This is a genomic window from Meiothermus ruber DSM 1279 (genome assembly GCF_000024425.1).
Lineage (GTDB): Bacteria > Deinococcota > Deinococci > Deinococcales > Thermaceae > Meiothermus > Meiothermus ruber.
This window is the reverse complement of record NC_013946.1, coordinates 2,575,339-2,594,378: the sequence shown is the minus strand read 5'-3', so window position 1 is coordinate 2,594,378 and position 19,040 is coordinate 2,575,339. Positions and strand designations below refer to the sequence as shown.

17 protein-coding genes and 1 pseudogene are annotated in these 19,040 nt (G+C 62.8%); 1 reads left to right on the top strand and 17 read right to left on the bottom strand.

Annotated elements, in window-relative coordinates:
• Nucleotides 1-9: 9 nt before the first annotated feature.
• From MRUB_RS12810 to MRUB_RS12760, 11 genes are read right to left on the bottom strand one after another with little or no spacing between them, the layout of a single operon-like run.
• Nucleotides 10-1,038, bottom strand: a complete 1,029-nt coding sequence (locus MRUB_RS12810) for a VOC family protein (protein ID WP_013014795.1) — start codon at nt 1,036-1,038, stop codon at nt 10-12.
• A 25-nt stretch (nt 1,039-1,063) separates the two neighbouring features.
• The gene (locus tag MRUB_RS12805; protein ID WP_013014794.1) at nt 1,064-1,801 is read right to left on the bottom strand and encodes an SDR family NAD(P)-dependent oxidoreductase; all 738 of its coding nucleotides are present in this window, start codon (nt 1,799-1,801) and stop codon (nt 1,064-1,066) included.
• Nucleotides 1,801-3,090, bottom strand: a complete 1,290-nt coding sequence (gene hisD / locus MRUB_RS12800) for a histidinol dehydrogenase (RefSeq protein ID WP_013014793.1) — start codon at nt 3,088-3,090, stop codon at nt 1,801-1,803. The genes MRUB_RS12805 and hisD overlap by 1 nt, the downstream gene beginning before the upstream one ends.
• Nucleotides 3,091-3,098: 8 nt before the next feature.
• Nucleotides 3,099-3,512, bottom strand: a complete 414-nt coding sequence (locus MRUB_RS12795) for a VOC family protein (RefSeq protein WP_013014792.1) — start codon at nt 3,510-3,512, stop codon at nt 3,099-3,101.
• Entirely contained in the window at nt 3,505-4,875 is a 1,371-nt protein-coding gene (locus MRUB_RS12790) for an FAD-binding oxidoreductase (protein WP_013014791.1), read from the bottom strand. The genes MRUB_RS12795 and MRUB_RS12790 overlap by 8 nt, the downstream gene beginning before the upstream one ends.
• A complete protein-coding gene (locus tag MRUB_RS12785) occupies nt 4,872-5,657 on the bottom strand; it encodes an SDR family NAD(P)-dependent oxidoreductase (protein WP_013014790.1) in 786 nt (261 codons plus the stop codon). Before MRUB_RS12785 ends, MRUB_RS12790 begins: the two co-directional genes overlap by 4 nt.
• 13 nt (nt 5,658-5,670) lie before the next feature.
• Complete coding sequence (locus tag MRUB_RS12780) at nt 5,671-6,093, bottom strand: nuclear transport factor 2 family protein (RefSeq protein WP_013014789.1); 423 nt, start codon at nt 6,091-6,093, stop codon at nt 5,671-5,673.
• Nucleotides 6,093-6,782 carry an ABC transporter ATP-binding protein gene (locus MRUB_RS12775; RefSeq protein WP_013014788.1) on the bottom strand — a complete coding sequence of 230 codons (690 nt, stop codon included), beginning with the start codon at nt 6,780-6,782 and terminating at the stop codon, nt 6,093-6,095. Before MRUB_RS12775 ends, MRUB_RS12780 begins: the two co-directional genes overlap by 1 nt.
• Nucleotides 6,779-8,458: a branched-chain amino acid ABC transporter ATP-binding protein/permease gene (locus MRUB_RS12770; protein ID WP_013014787.1), complete on the bottom strand. Its 1,680-nt coding sequence runs from the start codon at nt 8,456-8,458 to the stop codon at nt 6,779-6,781. The genes MRUB_RS12775 and MRUB_RS12770 overlap by 4 nt, the downstream gene beginning before the upstream one ends.
• Nucleotides 8,445-9,302: a branched-chain amino acid ABC transporter permease gene (locus MRUB_RS12765; protein WP_013014786.1), complete on the bottom strand. Its 858-nt coding sequence runs from the start codon at nt 9,300-9,302 to the stop codon at nt 8,445-8,447. The genes MRUB_RS12770 and MRUB_RS12765 overlap by 14 nt, the downstream gene beginning before the upstream one ends.
• 18 nt (nt 9,303-9,320) lie before the next feature.
• Nucleotides 9,321-10,478: an ABC transporter substrate-binding protein gene (locus MRUB_RS12760; RefSeq protein ID WP_013014785.1), complete on the bottom strand. Its 1,158-nt coding sequence runs from the start codon at nt 10,476-10,478 to the stop codon at nt 9,321-9,323.
• 136 nt (nt 10,479-10,614) lie between these two features.
• Between MRUB_RS12760 and MRUB_RS12755 the strand changes: the two genes are divergently transcribed.
• The gene (locus MRUB_RS12755) at nt 10,615-11,346 is read left to right on the top strand and encodes a GntR family transcriptional regulator (RefSeq protein WP_015586723.1); all 732 of its coding nucleotides are present in this window, start codon (nt 10,615-10,617) and stop codon (nt 11,344-11,346) included.
• Between the two features lie 237 nt (nt 11,347-11,583).
• Here the strand turns inward: MRUB_RS12755 and MRUB_RS12750 are convergent, their stop codons facing one another.
• The 6 genes and pseudogenes from MRUB_RS12750 to MRUB_RS12725 all read right to left on the bottom strand — a co-directional run bounded on the left by MRUB_RS12750 (nt 11,584) and on the right by MRUB_RS12725 (nt 19,017).
• Nucleotides 11,584-12,840 (bottom strand): ABC transporter substrate-binding protein, encoded by a 1,257-nt coding sequence (locus MRUB_RS12750; RefSeq protein WP_013014783.1) that lies wholly within the window; start codon nt 12,838-12,840, stop codon nt 11,584-11,586.
• Nucleotides 12,841-12,923: 83 nt separating this feature from the next.
• A pseudogene (locus MRUB_RS12745) lies at nt 12,924-14,071 on the bottom strand (carbohydrate ABC transporter permease).
• Between the two features lie 189 nt (nt 14,072-14,260).
• Nucleotides 14,261-15,514 (bottom strand): carbohydrate ABC transporter permease, encoded by a 1,254-nt coding sequence (locus MRUB_RS12740; RefSeq protein WP_013014781.1) that lies wholly within the window; start codon nt 15,512-15,514, stop codon nt 14,261-14,263.
• 130 nt (nt 15,515-15,644) lie between these two features.
• Nucleotides 15,645-16,421 carry a succinate dehydrogenase/fumarate reductase iron-sulfur subunit gene (locus MRUB_RS12735; RefSeq protein ID WP_013014780.1) on the bottom strand — a complete coding sequence of 259 codons (777 nt, stop codon included), beginning with the start codon at nt 16,419-16,421 and terminating at the stop codon, nt 15,645-15,647.
• Nucleotide 16,422: 1 nt separating this feature from the next.
• Nucleotides 16,423-18,252 (bottom strand): fumarate reductase/succinate dehydrogenase flavoprotein subunit, encoded by a 1,830-nt coding sequence (locus MRUB_RS12730; protein WP_013014779.1) that lies wholly within the window; start codon nt 18,250-18,252, stop codon nt 16,423-16,425.
• Nucleotides 18,253-18,264: 12 nt separating this feature from the next.
• The gene (locus MRUB_RS12725; protein WP_013014778.1) at nt 18,265-19,017 is read right to left on the bottom strand and encodes a hypothetical protein; all 753 of its coding nucleotides are present in this window, start codon (nt 19,015-19,017) and stop codon (nt 18,265-18,267) included.
• Between the last annotated feature and the right edge of the window lie 23 nt (nt 19,018-19,040).

Here is a 19,040-nt window from a genome sequence, read left to right as displayed (position 1 = left end):
CCGTGCCTCCTAACCCTGCCCCCGCTTGCCCCAGGGGTTGTGCTGCTGGGTGTCGGGCACCAGGTCGATGTCGGCGGCCGCGGCCAGCTCCGGCCCGATGAGGGGGAAGGACTCCAGCATCGAGTCGGGCATGGCGGTGTTGCGGAAGAAGGTGTTGGAGCCCTGGGAAGGCCGCCAGCGCACCGGTTCCCAGTCGGGCACGTAGTTGCGCACCCCGCCGGTATTGACCTCGAGGCGCAGGCCGCTGCCGGGTTCGCGGAAGTAGAGGTAGGTCTGCTCGCCCATGCCGTGAATGCCTGGGCCGTACTCGAGGGGAATCCCGGCCTCTAGAAGCAGGTCGGCGGCCCGCTGGTGTGCCTCGCGGGTGTCTACCCAGAAGGCCAGGTGGTGGAGCCGGCCCGGGATGGGGGACATATCTTTAGCAAAGGCCAGGTCGTGGTTTTTCTCGTTGGTGGTGACCATGGCGAAGACTACGAAATCGGGGTTTTCCTCCAGGCCGTTGTAGCACATAAAGCGGAAGCCCAGCACCTCACGGAACCACTGGGCATCGCGCATCACGTCGGCGGTGGCTACGGTCACATGGTCAAGTTGGCGCGGCTCCAAACCCCCTCCGGCAAAGCGCTGGGGCCGTTCGGGAAAGGTGGAGGCCAGATGGGGCGGGGCTTTGTAGCGCTCAACCTCCCAGACCAGCTCGATGAGGTGCCCGCCGGGCGAGCGGAAGCGGTAGGCCGGCCCATGGCCGAAGCTGTGCGGGATCCACTCGCCCTGGATACCGCTTCGTTCGATGTTTTGTACAGCCTGCTCGAGGTCTTCGGCGCTCCAGGTACGCCAGGCCGCATGGCCCAGGGCGGCATGGGGGCCCTCGCTCAGAATGACGCTGTAGGTGTAGTAGTCCCCCCAGCAGCGCAGGTACGCGCGCTGCTCTTCTCGATGCACCAGGTACAACCCACCGATACCGGTGAAAAAGCGCAGGGACTCCTCGAGCCTAGGGGTGATGAGTTCCACGTGGATGAGTTGGGCTAACAAACACTTGGGCATGGTGCTTCCTTTCCGCGCAGGTGCGCTATCCTAAGGGCCGGCCCCCGTCCACCGGTAGAACAGCCCCGGTGGTGTGGGGCAGGTGGACTGCAGCGGCGTACACCGCTTGCGCTACGTCCTCGGCAGTGGCCAGGCGGCCCAGGGGGGTGCGGGTACGCTGGGCCTCGAGCAAGGCCGGATCCATCCGGCTGGCGTACTCCCCCAGCACCCAGCCCGGTGAGACCGAGACCACCCGGATGCGGGGGGCCAGGGCACGGGCCAGCGAGCGGGTCAGGGAGTCGAGGGCGGCCTTGCTGGCACAGTAGGCGATGTTGCTGCCCAGGCCGGTCTGGGCCGCTACCGAGGAGATGTTGACGATCAGCGGCGCGGGGCTTTGTTCGAGCAGGCCTCGGAAGGCCCGTACTGTGGCAAAGGCCCCCCGCCAGTTGGTGCGAAAAATTTGGTCGATCAGCTCGTCATCCAGGGCCTCGAGGTCGTCGTGGGGGACAGGCCGGGTGATACCGGCGTTGTTGACCAGCAGGTCGAGGCGGCCGTACTGCTCGGCCACGCGCCGAGCCGCCTGCTCAAGGGTCGGGCTCTGGGTCACATCGGCCTGCAGGCTGAGGTGGCCTCCGCCGGGCAGGCTTTCGAGCAGGCGGGCTGCTTTTTGGGGGTCGCTGCGATAGAGCACCACCACCTGGGCCCCGGCTTGGGCCAGGCGGTGGCAGATGGCGCTGCCAATGCCGCCAGTGCCCCCGGTGATCACCACCACCTGCCCCTGCATTAGTGGATGGCCACCTCCTTTCCGTAGCGGCGTACCCGCAGGTCGCACTGGGCCTTGTGCCCCCAGAAGCCCTCCAGCGCGCACAGGCGGGAGCCATAGGTGCCAATAAGGGCGCTGGCTTCGGGGCTTACTTTCTGATAGGTTACGGTTTTGAGGAACTTACCCACCCAGAGGCCACCGCTGTAGCGCGCGGCTTTGCGGGTGGGTAAGGTATGGTTGGTGCCAATTACCTTATCGCCATAGGCCACGTTGGTTTGCGGCCCTAAGAACAAAGCCCCGTAGTTGCGCAAGCGCTGCAAAAAGTATTCGGGGTTGCGCGTCAGTACCTCCACGTGCTCGCTGGCGATGCGGTCGGCCTCAAGCACCGCCTCTTCCTCGTTTTCGACCAAGATAATTTCGCCGTAGTCGCGCCAGGCTGCCCCGGCCACGTCGGCGGTGGGGAGGGTTTGTAGCTGCCGCTCGATCTCCTGGAGGGTTTCCTGGGCCAAGGCCTTGCTGGTGGTGATGAGCACCGCCGGGGAGGTGGGGCCGTGCTCGGCCTGGCCCAGCAGGTCGGTGGCCACCATCTCGGCATCGGCGCTGTCGTCGGCTATGACCAGTACCTCGGTGGGGCCGGCCAGGAGGTCAATGCCTACCCGACCAAAAAGCTGGCGTTTGGCCTCGGCGATATAAGCGTTGCCGGGGCCACAGAGCATGTCCACCGGGGCCATGCTCTGTGTGCCCAGGGCCATGGCGGCCACGGCCTGCACCCCGCCCAGCAAGTAGATCTCGTCGGCCCCGGCCATGGCCATGGCCGCGACGGTGGCCGCGGGGAGCTGACCTTTGAGAGGAGGTGTGCAGGCCACGATGCGCCGCACCCCAGCCTCTCGGGCGGTCACGATGCTCATATGGGCCGAGGCCACCATGGCGTAGCGCCCGCCGGGCACATAGCAGCCCACGCTATCTACCGGTATATGCTTGTGCCCCAGCACCACCCCCGGCAGGGTCTCGACCTCGAGGTCTTGCAAGGTCTGGCGCTGGTGGCGGGCAAAGTTGCGAATCTGCTCCTGGGCGAAGGCGATATCCTCCAGCACTTGCGGGGGCAGACTGGCCATGGCCCTTTCAATTTCCTCAGCAGAGAGCTGGAAGGAAGGGGGTGACCAATGGTCGAACTGCTCGGAGTAGGCCCGCACCGCAGCATCGCCCTGGGCTTCCACCTCGCGCAGTATCTGCTCGACGGTGCGCTGTATCTCCAGATCGGCCTGGAAGCGTGCTTGCTGGGATAAACCCGATTTGATGATTTTTGCCATACAACCTCCTATTCGCCAAAAGATGCAGCCTGTACGAGCTCGAGCAGGATGCCTGCGTTGTCGCAGATAAAGGCCATGGGTTCGCCTCCGATGCGCTGGTGCAGCAGCACCCGCACCCCCCGTGCGCGCAGGGCCTCCACGGCCTGATCCACATCGGGCACGGCAAAGGCCAGGTGCTTGGTACCGTGGGTGCGCAAATCGGTATGGGGCTGCCGCCGCTCCTCAGGCAGGGCCTGGGCCCCCACGACCTCGAAAAGCTCGAGGCGGAAAGCCCCCCGCCGCAAAAAGGCCACCCGGGCTGGAATCTGTTCAATGAACAGCTCTTTTTCTGGCTCGAAGCCCAGCATCTCGCTGTACCAGCGGCGGCTGGCCTCGAGGTCGGGCACGCTCAGGCCCACATGGTGCGGGCGCAGCTCAAACACGGTGCACCTCCCAGGGGTTTTGGTTGAGGGTGAGGGGGTTGCTTGTTAGGTAGGAGACGAACAGCCCTTCGGGGTCGCGCTGGGCTCGGATGGCCTGTAACCGGGCCCAGTTCGCATCGCTCATAAACTTGAGCGAGCGGGTGGTGAAGTCGGAGTCGCCCAGGTACTGCCCCAACGTGACGGGCTCGAGGGTGGCCATCTGCCGAGCCAGCCAGCTACGGCAGCGCGCATCATCGGCCTCATCCTCCCAGATGGTGTAGATGGCCAGATAAATCTCGCTTTGGAGCGAAAGGGCCATATCGGGCAGGGGTCGCAAGGGGGCCATGCTAAACCAGAGGGTGAAGGTTTTGGCGGTCGGTGGTTGGGTGAAAGCCTCGTGCAAGCGGGGCACCACCTCCGCTGGGCTTCCTTGCAGCCAGGCGTTGTCCACCGCATAACGGCAGCCCTCGGGGTTTTGTCGTAGCTGCTCCTGGCGCTCCTGGGCAAAGCTGGTGGGCTGGGCCACCTGGTGCACCAGGGCCCGCTCCAGCACCGGACAGGTTTCGAGCAGGGCCAGGGCTTCGCGCCCTTCCTCCGGGGTGTCCACCATGGCCAGGCCGTGCACCACCAGGGCATGGCGATCCATGCCCGGGGGTACCAGGCTGAGCGCTACCAGCTCCACCCGGGTGTCCACCGCTGCGTGGGTTTCCTGAAGCCAGGTGAGCACCTCTTGCCAGCAGTCCAGCGGGTAGATCTGGGTGCTCTGGGTGAGGGCTTTGGGCAGAGGCCGGGTTTGCAGGTAAAACCGGGTCACCACCCCAAAAAACCCCGGCCCTGCCCCGCGAGCGGCCCAGAAGAGGTCGGGGTTGTGCTGGGCATCGGCCCGCACCAGCTCACCCTGGGCGGTCACCACATCCATCGCTACAATGGCTTCAGCGGCCCAGCCCCAGCCCCGGCAGTTCCAGCCCATCCCGCCCTGTAAGAGAAAGCCGCCCAGGCCTACCGTTGGACAGTGCCCCCCGTGGAACATGCGGCCCCGGGCTTCGAGGTAAGGGGCTAGGGTCTGGCCCCCCTTAACCGCTGGACTCACCTGCACAATGCCTGTGGCCTCGTCGTAGGCCATCGTCTGCATCCGCGATAAATCAAGCAAGATTGCCTGATCACGCAGGCCCCAGGCCGCCCAGCTATGTCCTCCGGAGCGCACCGCCACCTTAAGCCCTTGTTCCTTGGCCAGCCGCACCGCGGCCACCACATCCTGCTCGTCCTCGGCAAAGAGGACTGCTTTTGGGTAGCGCGCGGGTCTGCGTCCGTTGAAGATGCGCCCCACACGGGCTTCTTCGTAGCCTGCATCCCCTTGCCAGAAGATCTCACCTTTGAATTTCATAAAGCTCGAGTTCCTCCATCCACCGCAAAATCGGAGGCGGTGATCCAGTTGGACTCGTCCGACGCCAAAAACACCGCCATCCAGGCCACGTCCTCTGGCTGGCCGAAGCGGCCCAGCATGTGCTTCTTGAGCCACAGTGCACGGATCTCTGGGTCAGCGATGACCGGAGCGGTAGCCCCCGTTACCACCAGGCCCGGCGAGATGGTATTGGCCCGGATGCCATAGGGTGCTCCCTCGAGGGCTAGCTGCCGGGTCATGGCCAGCACCCCCCCTTTGCCTGCGCAGTGGGCCAGGGCCGGACTCCGCTCGAGCACGCCGTAAGCGTTGGCTGAAGCAAAATTGATGATAGAGCCGCCGTTTTGCTTGAGGTAGGGCCAGGCTGCCTGGCAGACCAGGAAGACTGTGTCCAGCTCGGCCTCCAGGGTGCGCTTCCACTCGGCAAAGCTCAGCGCCTCGATGGGTTTGAAAACAGCGGCAGCGGCGGCGTTTACCAGCACATCGAGGCGCTGGTGCAGACCCAGGGCATACGCGACCCAACGCTGTACCTCGGCCGGGCGGGTTAGGTCGCAGGGGTGGAGGCTGGCCAGCTCGAGGCCTTCGGAGCGGGCTGCCTCGAGGGTGGCCTGGGTTGCGGAGGCATCCAGATCGCAACCCACCACCCAGGCCCCATGCCGGGCAAACATCAAGGCGCAGGCCTGACCAATGCCGCTGCCAATCCCGCTGACCAGGGCCACTTTACCGGCCAGACGTTGAGAACGACTTTTGTGCAGAACCTCGTTCAATCTCAGTCCTCCTTTAATGGGGTATGCCCAGCTCGGTCTGCTGGCCCTCCAGGTCGGTGCGCACGAAGCGGTTGTAGGCTACCCAGATCTCGCGGAAGCGGCCCTGTTCCAGGGTGTACAAAATCAGGCCGTGGAAATCGAAGCGCTCACCTGCGCGCACCGCGCCGAAGGGTGAAACAGGATCTTCCTGGAGGGCCATGAACTGGGCCCACATCTGCACAGCCAGCCCAGTCGAGTTGGCCACAAAGCGCCTGATGTGCAGCGTCTCGCGAAAGGTGCGCCAGATGCGGGCGTAGTGTTTCTGCATGCTCTCGATGCCGCGGAGCTCGAGGGTGCCGTTGAGCACGTAGACGTTGGGGGTTAGAAATTCCTCGAAAACCGTTGGGTCTTGCGCGTTGAAACGGCGGATGTACTCGTCGTAGCGGTCGCGGGTCATCAAGCACTCCTTCCTAGATAGGCCCATTGCAGCAGCTCTGGCTGGCGTAGCAAAGCCGAGGCCGGGCCGCTGTACACCAGCCGCCCCTGGTTCATCACCAGGGCCTGGTGGCCCAGGGAGAGGGCCAGCCTGGCAAACTGTTCCACCAGCAAGACCCCCACCCCCCCTTCGGCCAGACCCTTGAGCACCGGCAGCAGTCGCTTGACCACCAGCGGTGCCAGTCCCAGCGACATCTCGTCTACCAAGAGCACCTGCGGCCTGCTCAGAATGGCCCGGGCCAGCACCACCATCTGCTGCTCACCTCCAGAAAGCTGACCGGCGGGGGTATGGCGGCGTTTTTCTAGCTCAGGGAAGAGGCGAAAGGCCTCCTCGAGGCCATCCCGCGCGCCCACCCGCAGGTTCTCCTCCACGCTCAAGGTAGGGAAGACCACCCGACCTTGCTGCACATGGGATAGCCCGGCTCGTGCGCGAACCACCCTGGAGGCCCGGCTCATCTCCCGACCGCAGAGCTCTAAGCGGCCTGCTTGGATGGGAAGAATGCCAGAAAGGGCCTCGAGCAGGCTGGTCTTGCCGGCTCCGTTGGGGCCCAGTAGCACGGTTACCTCACCCAGTGGCACGCTAAAACTCACCCCGCGCACCACCACTGCTTCCCCACGGGCTACACAGAGCCCCTCAACCCGCAAGCTCATGCCAGCACCTCCTCGCCCAGATAGGCCGCGGCCACCCGCGGGCTCGATAGCACCCTGGTGGTGGGGCCTGCTTCGATCAAGCAACCGAAGTCCAGCACCACCACCTCGCTGCAAGCGGCCCGTACCACTTCCATGTCGTGTTCGATGAGAATCACCGAACAGCCGTAGCGGGCTGGTATACCGGCAATTTGCCGGGCCAGTTGTAGGCTTTCTTCGCTCGAGAGCCCCGCGGCTGGTTCGTCCAGCAGTACCACCTTGGGTCGAGACAGCAGGATGCCGGCCACCTCGAGCCTGCGCCGGGTACCCATGTTTAGGCTGTGCAACTCCAGGCCCAACTCGGTCAACCCGGCAAATTCCAGGGCCCAGGCCAGCTCTTCCTTCGGCAGGGCACGCCCGGCAGAGAGCTCCAGGTAGGCCTGCACACTCAGCTCGGGGATGGTGCGATCCTGCTGGAAGCTACGGCGCAGCCCGGCGCGGGCCCGCTGTGCGGCGCTCCACCCTTCCAGGCTTCGCCCCTCGAGCTGCACGCGTCCCTGGTAGGGCGTGAAGCCGCTAAGGGCATCTACCAGACTCGATTTGCCTGCACCATTGGGCCCTATTAGCCCCAGCACCTGGCCTTCCTTAAGGCTGAAGCTCACCTTGTTGAGGGCCAGCACCTGCCCGTAGGCTACGCAAAGGTTTTGAACCTCGAGCACCACCTGGTCGCTGGGGGTGTGGGCGGCGGGTGCCGGGGCCGCTGGCGGTGGAAGCGGTGGTGTCGCAGCGGGCTTTTTTTGCCGGGCTGCCACCTCGAAAATGCCCCCTCCGGCTTTTAGAGCAGCAATCGTGCCCAGGGCAAAAATGAGGTTGCCCAGGTTCTGCGAAAGATGCAAGCGGCCCAGCACCTCGGGCACCAGCCAGGCCATCACCCCGGCCAGCACGGCCCCGGCGGGGTAGCGCGCCCCCACCATAATCGCGCTGGCGAACAGAATCAGTGAAGCGGTGGGTGAAAAGTTGGTGGCGCTCAGCAAGCCCACCTGCCCGGCCAGAAGCCCTCCGCTCAGACCGGCTATAAAAGCGCTCATGGCGAAGGCCCACAGCTTGGTAGCGGCCACGTTCAGACCCATAGCTGCTGCGGCGCGCTCACTGTGCTTGACCGCCAGCCAGGCGCTGCCGAGGCGGCTGCGGTACAGGGCGTTTACCCCCAGCACCAGAAGTACAAAAAGGAACAGGCAAAACCAGTAATAACTGCGGTCGTGGGACAAAAAATCGGGCCGCAGCACCGGCTTTCCCATCACCCCACCGGGAAAGTTCAGGATGGTAAAGAACAGATCGGCCACCGCTGCAAAGCCAAAAGTGACCACTGCCAGATGCACCCCCCGCACCCGCAGAGCCGGTAAGCCGATGACGATGCCCAGCGGCACGGCTACCAGCGCACCAATCAAAACCTGTAGGACAAAGGGAATGGGTAGATTGTTGGCGTTAAAGTAGGCCACCATCCACCCCCCCACCCCGGCAAAAGAAAGCTGCCCCAGCGAGATCATCCCGGCCATACCGCTTACCAGCCCCACACTCAGGGTGACCATGCTTGAGATCAGCATGCTGGTTAGCAAAAAAAGCCAGTAGTTGGGCAGCAGCAGGGGCAGAAGGGCCAGCGCAACCAACGCCAGAAGGAACCAGGGGCTAGCGCGCAGCATCCCAGACCTCCTTGCGCTGTATCCACAGCAACGCGGCCAGCATTACCAGGAACCACAGGGCCTGTCGGTAAGGGGCCACGGCGGGGAGGCTCGAGGCCAGTCCCTCGATGAGCCCGATACCCAAGCCGCCCAGAATGGTAAGGGGGAAGCTTTTGAAAAGTCCCAGCAAAGCCGCGGCCATTCCCGGAAGCACCAGCAGCGATAACACTGGAAACTCCGGTGAACGGCTGGGGGCGATGAGCAGAATTGCCAGGCAGGAGATCGCCCCGGCCACTGCCCAGACTCCCACGGTAAGGGCCTGGGCTGGAACCCCCAGCAGCTCAGCAGCGGTGGGCCGCTCGGCCAGGGCCCGCAGCCAGACCCCCAGCAAGGTGCGCTGCAAGAGAAGTGAGATGCCCCCAGCCAGCAGCAGTGCTGTGCCAAGGATGACCAGCGCCAGGTGAGGAATCACCAGACCGCCCACCCACAGGCTGCCGGTGCCCACCAGATTTGGCACCGGCCTGGGATCGCTACCAAAAATCCACAGGCCCACCGTAAGGATGCCGATCAGAAAAGCAATGGTCACCGACGAACGCACCTGTAAAGAGGCCTCGGAGAACCAGTGGGCCATCACCCCGCCCAACAAACCCCCCAGGGCTGTTGAGGTTAGCAGCCCGCTGGCCACCGCAAGCCCCAGCGGCCAGTGGTTTTCGTAGCAGACCAGCACCACAAACATTCCGAACACCCCAATGGCCGCCTGGGCCAGGTTGAGCACCCCCACCATGCGGTATAGCAGCACCACGCAGACCCCTAGCAGCGCGTATACACCACCAGAGACCAGACCGGCGATCGCGGCTTGGATCATCGCGGGCTCCTGGGCGGGTTAGCGCTGGGGTGCTTGCAGCCGGATCCAGCCCGGATAGGCCAGGAAGTACTGCCCGTCCCGCAGCTCGAGCACTTTGATGCTCTGGTTGGAGCGGTGGGCCTGGGCGTTGCCAAAGGTATAGGCATTGCCCATCAGCGGGGTGCGATAGGGACGCATGCTTTTGAACGCTGCGGTCACGCTTTCACGGGTGATCTCACCCCTGATGGTTTTGACGGTATCCACAAAGATCTGAGCAGCCAGGTAGCTGGCCAGGCTGAAGGCGGTGAGGGGGATGTTGTTCTGGCGAGAAAGTTCGCGCCAGTCGTTGAGGATGGGGTTGTTGCCTAAGTAGGGTTCTAGTTCAGAGGATACCAGCACCCCATTGGCGCTCGAGCCCATGGCCTTGGCAAAGGCTTCGGTGTAGGTTGAAGGGAGGAACAGCCACTGGCTGGCCTTCAGAAGCCCCTGGGTCTTGACCGCGTTCATCCAGGAGATGGCAAAAGCATCGCTGCCAGCAAACAACGTGGCTTCACAACCAGCCTGACGGGCCCGCAAAACCAACGGTGTAGGGTCGTCGCCGGGCTTGTAGCTGTAGTCTTGTATCAGTATTTTTTTCCCGGTGATCTGCTCAAAGTCGGCCACGGCTTGACGGTAGGCGGGCTCGAGGCCGGGTAGCTGGGCGAAAAAGGCGCAGATTTTCTCCTTCTTCAGGTTGAGCGCCGCGTACTGTAAGACCAGGGTGCTGGCGGTAAACGGCCCGGTGTTCACCGGTGAGATGTTGGGGCTGTTAAAGCAGACCGGATCCACCCCGGTTCCCTGGATCGAGACCACGCCCTTTTGTACGTAATAAGCGGCATTGACGCTGCACTCCAGAGCGCTGGCGCTGCCCACAAGGGCCACCACGCCGATGTCGTCTACCAGCCGACGGGCGGCCTGGCTGGCGGCAGCCGGGTTGGTTCTATCGTCCTCGGCGTAGAACTCAATTTTCCGCCCCCCAATGCCCCCTTGGGCATTCAGCCTATCGAAGTAGGCCTTGAGTATTTTGGCCGGCTCGGGCTGGATGAACCCCCCACTCATCCCCCCGATGAACCCCACCTTGATGGGACTCTGGGCCAGGGCCGATCCCAGCACCACAACCCCCAGAACAAAAGCGCCAAACAAGCCGATTCTCCTCATACCTCCTCCTTGCGGGCGACCCAACTCGACTCCTGAGCCTCGAGCCCAGCCGCACTTATGTCTACAGATGAGCAAACTATATACACTTTTGTCTTTTAATGTCAATAGAGGTATATTGTCCACAGTTTGAGGCGATATGATGAAGGAAGAAGCCAGCCGCGATGGACAAAACGTGCTACTGATCCATGACCTGCTGCGGCACTCGATTCTGCGAGGAAGTCTGGCTCCGGGTCAGGTCACCAGCCAGCTCGAGCTGGCCCGCGACCTTGGGGTGGGCCGCACCCCCTTGCGCGAGGCGCTGCGGCTGCTGCAGCGGGAGGGCTTGGTGGTACAGGAACCCAACCGGCGGGTGCGGATTGCCGAGCTATCAATATCGGATGCCGAGCAGATCTATACCATGCGCATTGCCCTCGAGGCTGCCGCCATCCGCATGACCGTACCTACCCTGACCCCAGAAGACCTGGCCGAACTCGAGGGCCTCTACGCCCAGATGGAGCATTACATGCGCACCCAGGACTTTGAGCGCATGGATGTGCCGCACCGGGCCTTCCACCTGGGTCTGGTTCGCGCCGCAGGGCCCCGCTGGCTCGAGGAGATCGGGCAGCTCTTCGATCACGCTGAACGCTACCGGGTTGCTTTTTTCCGCGCACGTCCTGAGCGAGGCTATCTGCGCCAAGCTGAACACCGAGCGATGCTGGATGCTGCTGTAGGCCGCGATGTAGAGCGAACCATTGCGTGCATGGCCCAGCATTACGCTCACACCGCGCTGGTGGTCTTTTCGCAGCTTCAGCCTGGTTATACCTCAACCAGACTAAACGCGATCCTCGAGGTTGTAGCACCGGGTGTTTTGGCTAAGCTTAGTTTTTAGCGCGATCTGGTTTCACAGAGGTATAGAGGTATATGGCTGTGAGGCTGGATGGACACTGCTTGCGAAATGCAATAATACCGTTTCCGTTTGAATCCTTCACCGGGAGCAGAAAAGCATTTCGGTCGTATCGTTTAGGCTTGTTAAAGTGAACGATGCTACCGAAATGCGTATAAAAAGCGCGCCTCACTGCTGTGAGGCGCAGCATAAAACCCCTGGTTGAGCCCAGCCGCGGAAGGTTTAGCGGGTGCGACCGGCCAGCAAGTCCTCAGCGGCTTTCTGGGCCTTGTCCAATGCAGCTTTGGGGGTGGCCTGGCCCAGCACGGCCTCTTTGATGGCCTGCCCCAGGATGTCGAAGCGGATCTGCTCCCAGTCGGAAAGGGCCGGCTCGAACTTGGCGTAGCGGGCCTGGGTGATGGCCACGCCAAAGCCCGGGTTCTGCTTGATGTAGCGGGTTACCACGGGATCGGCACCCGAGCCCAGGTTGACCGGCACGTAGTTGGTGGCGACCCCGAAAACCGCCTGCACCCTGGGCGAGATCACGAACTTTAGGAAGTCGGCGGCGACCTTTTTCTCTTTTTCGTCGGCCCGCTTAAAGACCACCAGGTTGGTGCCCTGCACCAGTCCAAAACCGGGCTGCTTGTCGGTGCGGCCCGGCAGCGGGGCCACACCCAGGTCGAACTTAGCAGCCTGCAGATAGAAGCTGTAACCCGCCGAAGTGTCGGTGGAGAAGGCGTAGGGCCCCACACCGAAGTTGGCGTTGATGAAGCCGCTGGTAATGGGCCGGGCCCAGCCCTCCTTGACCCCCTGCACCAAGAGCTCGAGCGCCTCGACAGCCTTAGGCGAGTTAAGCACCAGCTTGCCGTTTTGCAGGTAGCTTCCGCCCAGGGTGAAGAACCAGTACGAGAAGGTCGAGGTGTCGGGCTGGAAGAAGTAGACCGGGGCTTTTTCCCCCTGGGAAATTTGCTTGGCGGTGGCTATGAACGCGCTGATGGTGGTGGGTACCTTGGCGTTGTATTTCTTGAGCAGGTCGCGGTTGTAGTACAGAATTTGGATGCTCTTGTTGAAGGGAACCCCGTAGATCTGCTTGTTAAAGGTCACTGCGTTGACAAAAAGGGGGTTGACCCCCTTCAGGTCTATACCCAGCGCGGACATGGGCGTCAGGGCGTCGGACTCGAGGTACAGCGCCATGTTGTTCTCGAAGGCCTGGGCCATCACCGGCACCTTGCCGCTGGCGAAGGCAGCTTTGATCTTGGTGGAGAGATCGCGGTAGTTGCCCTGTGCAATGGGGCGCACGCACACCTGGCCGTTCTGGGTTCGGTTGAACTCCACCACCAGGTTTTCCAGGGCGGTCTTGGGGGCACCACCGGTAAAGCCGTGCCACAGCTCGGCCACCACGCCGGCCTTCTCACACTGGCTCTTGATGATCTCCTCGGGCCGCTGCTGCGCTAGGGACAGGCTCAGGAAAGCAAAAAAAGCGATGGTTAGATATCTCATCTCACGTCTCCTTCTCGTTTGTTTATACCCACAACAACGTCAGCTAAGGGTCAGGTCACCTACTACATTACCTTATGGTAGGCCTACTTGATTCCGCTGCGGGCCACCCCCTGGATAAACTGCCGCTGAGCCAAAAAATATCCCAGCACAATGGGCAAAATAGCCAGCGTTGAGGCGGCCATCAGAGCCCCGTAGTCGCTGCCGGCCTCTCCGATGAACACCTGCAGGCCCCGCTGGATGGTGTACATCTCGGGCCGGTCGGTCACGATCAAGGGCCACAGCAGGGCGTTGTAGGCGCCTAAAAAAGTAAAGATGCCATAGGTGACCAGCCCTGGTATCGAGAGCGGCAGGGCAATGCGCACGAGCTGCGTCCAGTAGCTGGCCCCGTCAATCCGGGCTGCATCGAACAGATCCCTGGGCAGCGAGAGGTAAAACTGCCGCAGCAGGAAAATCCCGAACACCGAGGCCAGCCAGGGCACCACCAGGGCGTAGTAGGTGTTGATCCACTCGAGCCTCGAGAGCAGGATGTAGCTGGGAATCAGCAGCACCTCGCCGGGAATCATCAGAGTCGCCAGGATCACGAGCCAGACCAGGTTCTTACCGGGGAACTCGATGCGGGCCAGGGCAAAGGCGGCCATGGCAGCCAGCAGCAGGCCCACCAGCACCTGGGTTCCCGCGGTAAAGAAGCTGTTGAAGAAATACCGCCCAAAGGGGGCGGCCAGCCAGGCCTCGCGGTAGTTGTGGAACACATACCCCAGCACGCCGGGGGCCAGGTTGACCCACTCCAGCCGCCAGTCATCGCCGCTCGAGCGCACCGCATCGGGTGGCAGCTCGGGCTGGTGGCTTGGGTAGCTTTTGGAGAGCAGCACCACCACTGGGAGCAGCCGGAAAGACTCGCCCGAGGCGTTGGTGAAAGTGATCTCCCAGTGATCCTCCTGGTAACGGGTGCGAATCTGGGTGCCCTCGGCCCGGGGTCGCTGAAAGCGCCCACGGCCGTAGGAATAAAGACCTGGGGCTCCGGCCCCATCTCGCCCGTATGGATTCGCAGGGTGATGGTGCGGCCATCCTCGTAGCCGCCCCACAGGGGGCTTCCGCCCTGGGCGCCCAGCCGGGCCGCGGCCATCCAGTTGACGGGCTTGAGCCGCTCGGGAATCCAGACAGGCTGGGCCTGCTGGGCTTCCTGGGGGCTTTTCAGGCTGGTGGCCAGCATCCAGTAAAAGGGAAAGGCCATCGCAACGGCCCCCAGACTCAAAACCAGGTAGATGAGCAAGCGGCCCAGAATAGAGCCAAGGGTCATCGGGCGCCCTCCGGGGTACTCAGGGCCACGTCTTGGGCCTTCAGCTTTCTGACAACCCGCACAAACCCAGGCCTTCGGGCTACCAGCCCACCTGGGGGCATAAGATCTGCTGCAGAACCAGTTCTAAGCTTCATAGGTCACCTTGCGCTCGAGCACCCGCTGCTGCACCAGCGTGAGCACCAAAATAACGGCGAACACCACCACCGCGATGGCGCTGGCATAGGAGAAATCCGAGTCGCGGAAGCCCTTGTTGTACAGGTATAGGGTGATGGTCAGGGTGTCTTGCAAGACCCCGCCGGTGGGGGTCATGATCAGCACCTGGGTGAAGACCTGAAAGCCACCGATCAGCCCCAGCGTCGAGAGGAAGAAGGTGGTAGGGGAGAGCAGGGGCCAGGTGATATAGCGCTGCTGCTGCCACCAGCTTGCGCCATCGAGCTGGGCTGCCTCGTAGTACTCTTTGGGGATGTTTTGCAGCCCGGCCAGAATGACCACCACCTGATAGCCCAGCAGGTGCCACAGGCTCATCACCATAATCGCCACAAAAGCCACGCTGGGCCCGGCCCAGAAGCCCTTGAGCTCGAGGCCCAGGGGCGCCAAGGCCAGGGCAAAGATGCCCTGCGGGGTAGAGAGCCAGTCCAGGCCCGGCGTGCCCAGCACCCAGTTGAGAAAGCCAAACTCGGGGTGATAGATCCAGTCCCATACCGCAGCGGCAGCGGTGAGCGCCGTAATGTAGGGCAGGAAGTAGAGCGTGCGGAAGAAGCCCAGCAGGCGCACCCTTTCGTTGAGTAAAATGGCCACCAGCGTCGCCAGCAGAATCCCCAGGGGAACTGTAAAAATCACAAACCAGAAAGTGTTGCCCATCGCTTTCCAGAACAGAGGATCGCGTGTGAGCAGGATTTCGTAGTTAAGGAGCCCCGCGAACCTGCTCTGGCCGATGAAGTTAAACCGATCCAAAAACGAAAGCCACAGGGCGTACAGGCTGGGGATGATCTGCCAGACCAAGAGCAGCCCCACTGCAGGCCAGACCAGCACCCAGCCCCAGAAGCTGGCCTGTTCGCGCTCGCTCATCCGGGGCGCCCAGGCCCAGTAAAGAGCGCCCACCCCAAGCAGGGCTAGCAGCACAGCGGGGGCGGTGCTGTACCCCAGTCCGAGCCCCGCCAGCAGGAGCCCCAGGCCTGGTAGCAGGGCCGGTCGGAAGCTTCTAAGCATGGCCTCGAGGGTCACCCCAAAGAGCAGGATGGCTCCCATCCCATAGGCCCCGGGGGGGAGCAGCTCGAGCGCCACCGCCAGCCGAACCAGGGCCAGCAGCACCGCCAGGCCGAGCACCAGGGTGGGGCGATGGCCGAGTGAGTTTTTGAGCGCAGACCCACGAAGCATTTGCACGGCGTAAGTCTACCAGGACAGGATTTGTGAGGGGAGCGGGCGGCCGGCCTGGAAGGGTTCATCGGCTGGATACCAGAAACACCAGCCGCTGGCGGCTGGTGTTTTGGTGTGACCTGGTATGAATTTAGTCGTCGGCTGCCTGGCCGGAGGAAGGGGTCTGTGCCTGCTTTTTGCTACCGAACAACCGCCGGAAGAAGCCCAGGATTGGGTCGTAATACTCGTCCACCACCCGTTCTTTAAGCGGGATGATGGCGTTGTCGGTGATGTGGATGTGCTCGGGGCAGACCTCGGTGCAGCACTTGGTGATGTTGCAGTAGCCGATGCCGCCTTCGTTTTTGAGCATATCCAGGCGGTTTTCCACGTCCAGGGGGTGCATCTCGAGGCTGGCGGTGCGTACCAGCAAGCGCGGCCCAATAAAGCCGGTTTTTTCGTCGTGCTCGCGCAGCACGTGGCAAACGTTCTGGCACAGGAAGCACTCGATGCACTTCCTGAATTCCTGCACCCGATCCACGTCCTCCTGGAACATAATCCAGTCGGTGTTGGGCGCTGGGGTGAAGGGCTTGATTTTTTTGTTGGCTTCGTAGTTCCACTTCACATCGGTGGCCAGGTCACGGATCACCGGGAAGGTTTTCATGGGCCGCACCGTGACCGGCTTGCTGGTGTCGATGGTGTCCAGCCGGGTCATGCACATTAGGGTGGGCTTGCCGTTGACCTCGGCCCCGCAGGAGCCGCACTTGCCGGCCTTGCAGTTCCAGCGGCAGGCCAGGTCAGGGGCCTGCTCGGCCTGGATCTGGTGGATGGCGTCCAGCACCACCATGCCTTCTTGCACCTCGATGGTGTAGTCTTTCAACTCACCACCGTTGCGATCCCCCCGGAAAATTCTGAAGGTGACGGTCGACATCTCAGGCACCTACCTTGTCACTGAGCTCTTTGAGGTCTTTGGCCTCGGCTATCTTGCGCAGCTCCTCGGGCATCTCGGGTAGCGGCTCGGCCACCACTGTAAGGGTTCCATCGCTTTTGCGCCGGATGATGTGGTTGATTTTAGCAAAGGTGGGGTCGGGGTCGGGGTAGTCGAGGCGCGCGTGGCCCCCCCGGCTTTCCTTGCGGGCCAGGGCGGCCAGCACCACGGCCTCGGAAATCTCCACCATCAGGCGCATATCCAAAGCCGTGTGCCAGCCGGGGTTGTAGGCCCGGCTGCCTGAGACCGAGGTGTTCCAGGCCCGCTTTTTGAGGTTGGCTAGAATCTCGAGCTGGGCTTTGAGTTCGCTTTCTTCGCGCATGATGCCAGCGTTTTTCTGCATGGTGGCGCGAAGCTCTTTCATGAGGGCAAAGGGGTTTTCGCCCTGGGGGTTGTTGAAGGGTTGCAGGGCCTCGGCGATGTAGGCCCGCACCTGGGCCTCATCCACCTGGTAGGAGCCGGTCTGTTTGGCGGCGTACTCGGCGGCAGCCAGGCCGGCCCGCCGCCCAAACACCACCAGGTCGGACAGGGAGTTGCCCCCCAGGCGGTTGGCCCCGTGGAGACCGCCCGCCACCTCGCCTGCGGCGTACAGCCCCGGTACGTTGGTGGCCTGGGTGTCCGGGTCGACCCGCACCCCGCCCATCACGTAGTGGCAGGTGGGGCCCACCTCCATGGGTTCTTTGGTGATGTCCAGGTTGCCCAGCTTCATGAACTGGTGGTACATGCTGGGCAGTTTCTTTTTGATGTAGTCGGCGGGGCGGCGGCTGGCGATATCCAGGAAAACGCCGCCGTGGGGACTGCCCCGGCCTTCGTTGACCTCTTTGCGGATGGCCCTGGCCACCACGTCGCGGGTCAGCAGCTCCGGCGGGCGGCGGGCGTTGCGGTCACCCTGGAGCCAGCGCTCGGCCTCCTCCTCGGTTTCGGCAAACTCGCCTTTGTAGCGCTCGGGCACGTTGTCGAACATGAAGCGCCGGCCCTCGCTGTTCTTGAGAACACCTCCCTCACCCCGCACGCCTTCGGTGACCAGGATGCCCATCACGCTGGGCGGCCAGACCATTCCGGTGGGGTGGAACTGGATGAACTCCATATCGATCAGGTCGGCGCCCACCATGCTGGCCAGCGAGAAGCCGTCGCCGGTGCACTCCCAGGAGTTGGAGGTGACCTGGTAGATGCGGCCCAGCCCGCCCGTAGCCAGCACCACCGCCTTGGCCCGGAAGACCAGGAAGTCCCCGGTCTGGCGGTTAAAGCCCAGGGCCCCCACCACCCGACCGGCATCGGTCAGGAGGCGGTAGATGGTGGTTTCCATGTGGGCGTGGATGCCCATTTTTACCGCGTGATCCTGTAGGGTGCGGATGAGCTCGAGGCCGGTGCGGTCGCCGACGTGGGCCAGCCGGGGGTAGGAGTGCCCCCCGAAGTTGCGCTGGTTAATCCGGCCATCGGGGGTACGGTCGAAGACGGCGCCCCACTGCTCGAGCTCACGTACCCGGTCGGGGGCTTCTTTGGTGTAGTTCTCCACCATCTTCCAGTTGTTGAGCATGCCCCCACCCTTGAGGGTGTCGCGGAAATGCACTTTCCAGTTGTCTTCGGGGCGCACGTTGCCCATGGCAGCGGCCATGCCCCCTTCGGCCATCACAGTGTGGGCCTTGCCCAGCAGGCTCTTGGTAACCACCCCTACCTTGGCCCCTTGCTCGATGGCTGCGATGGCAGCCCGCAGACCGGCGCCGCCGGCGCCAATTACCAGTACGTCATAATCGTGGATTGTATAGGATTCCATACTTGGCTCCCTTTAGAACAGGCGAATGTCGGTGATGGTGCCCATGGAGCACAGGCGGATGTAGACGTCGGTGAACCACACCGAGAGCATGCTAACCACGCCCCAGAAGCCGTGGCTCTCGTTGATGCGGCTGATGCGCTGCCACAGGGTGTAGCGGGTCTTGTGTTTGGACATGCAGTTGAGGCAGCCGCCCGCCAGGTGCCGCCAGGCGTGGCAGGAGAAGGTGTAGTACGAGAGCAGAATCACGTTGCCCAGCATGATCAGGCTCCCGACGCCAATCCCAAAGCCATCCTCGAAGAAAAAGGCCTTGATGGCGTCGTACCAGAGGAAGGCCACCACCGGCACCGAGAGATACCAGAAGTAGCGGTGCAGGTTGTTTAGCACAAAGGGGAAAGCCCGCTCGCCGGTATAGGCTTTGCGCAGCTCCGGCACGGCGCAGGCCGGGGGATCCCAGAAGAAAGCCCGGTAGTAGGCTTTGCGGTAGTAGTAGCAGGTCGCGCGGAAGCCCAGCGGAATCCAGAGCACTAAGAAGGCTGGTGAAATGGCCAGCCAGTCCAGGTCTTTGGCGTGCACGCCAGGGATGGGTATGGAGTAGAACGGTGATAGGTAAGGCCCATACTCATAGTGTTGCCGGTTTAAAGCGACCCAAAAGGCGTAGAGGCCAAACAAGCCCAGGCTCAACACCGTGAAGAGGGGCTCGATCCACCAGGCGTCCTGCCGATCCGTTTTCCGAGATTCTATACCTGTAACAGGTTTCGTACTCATTTCTACTAAACTATAACGGTTTA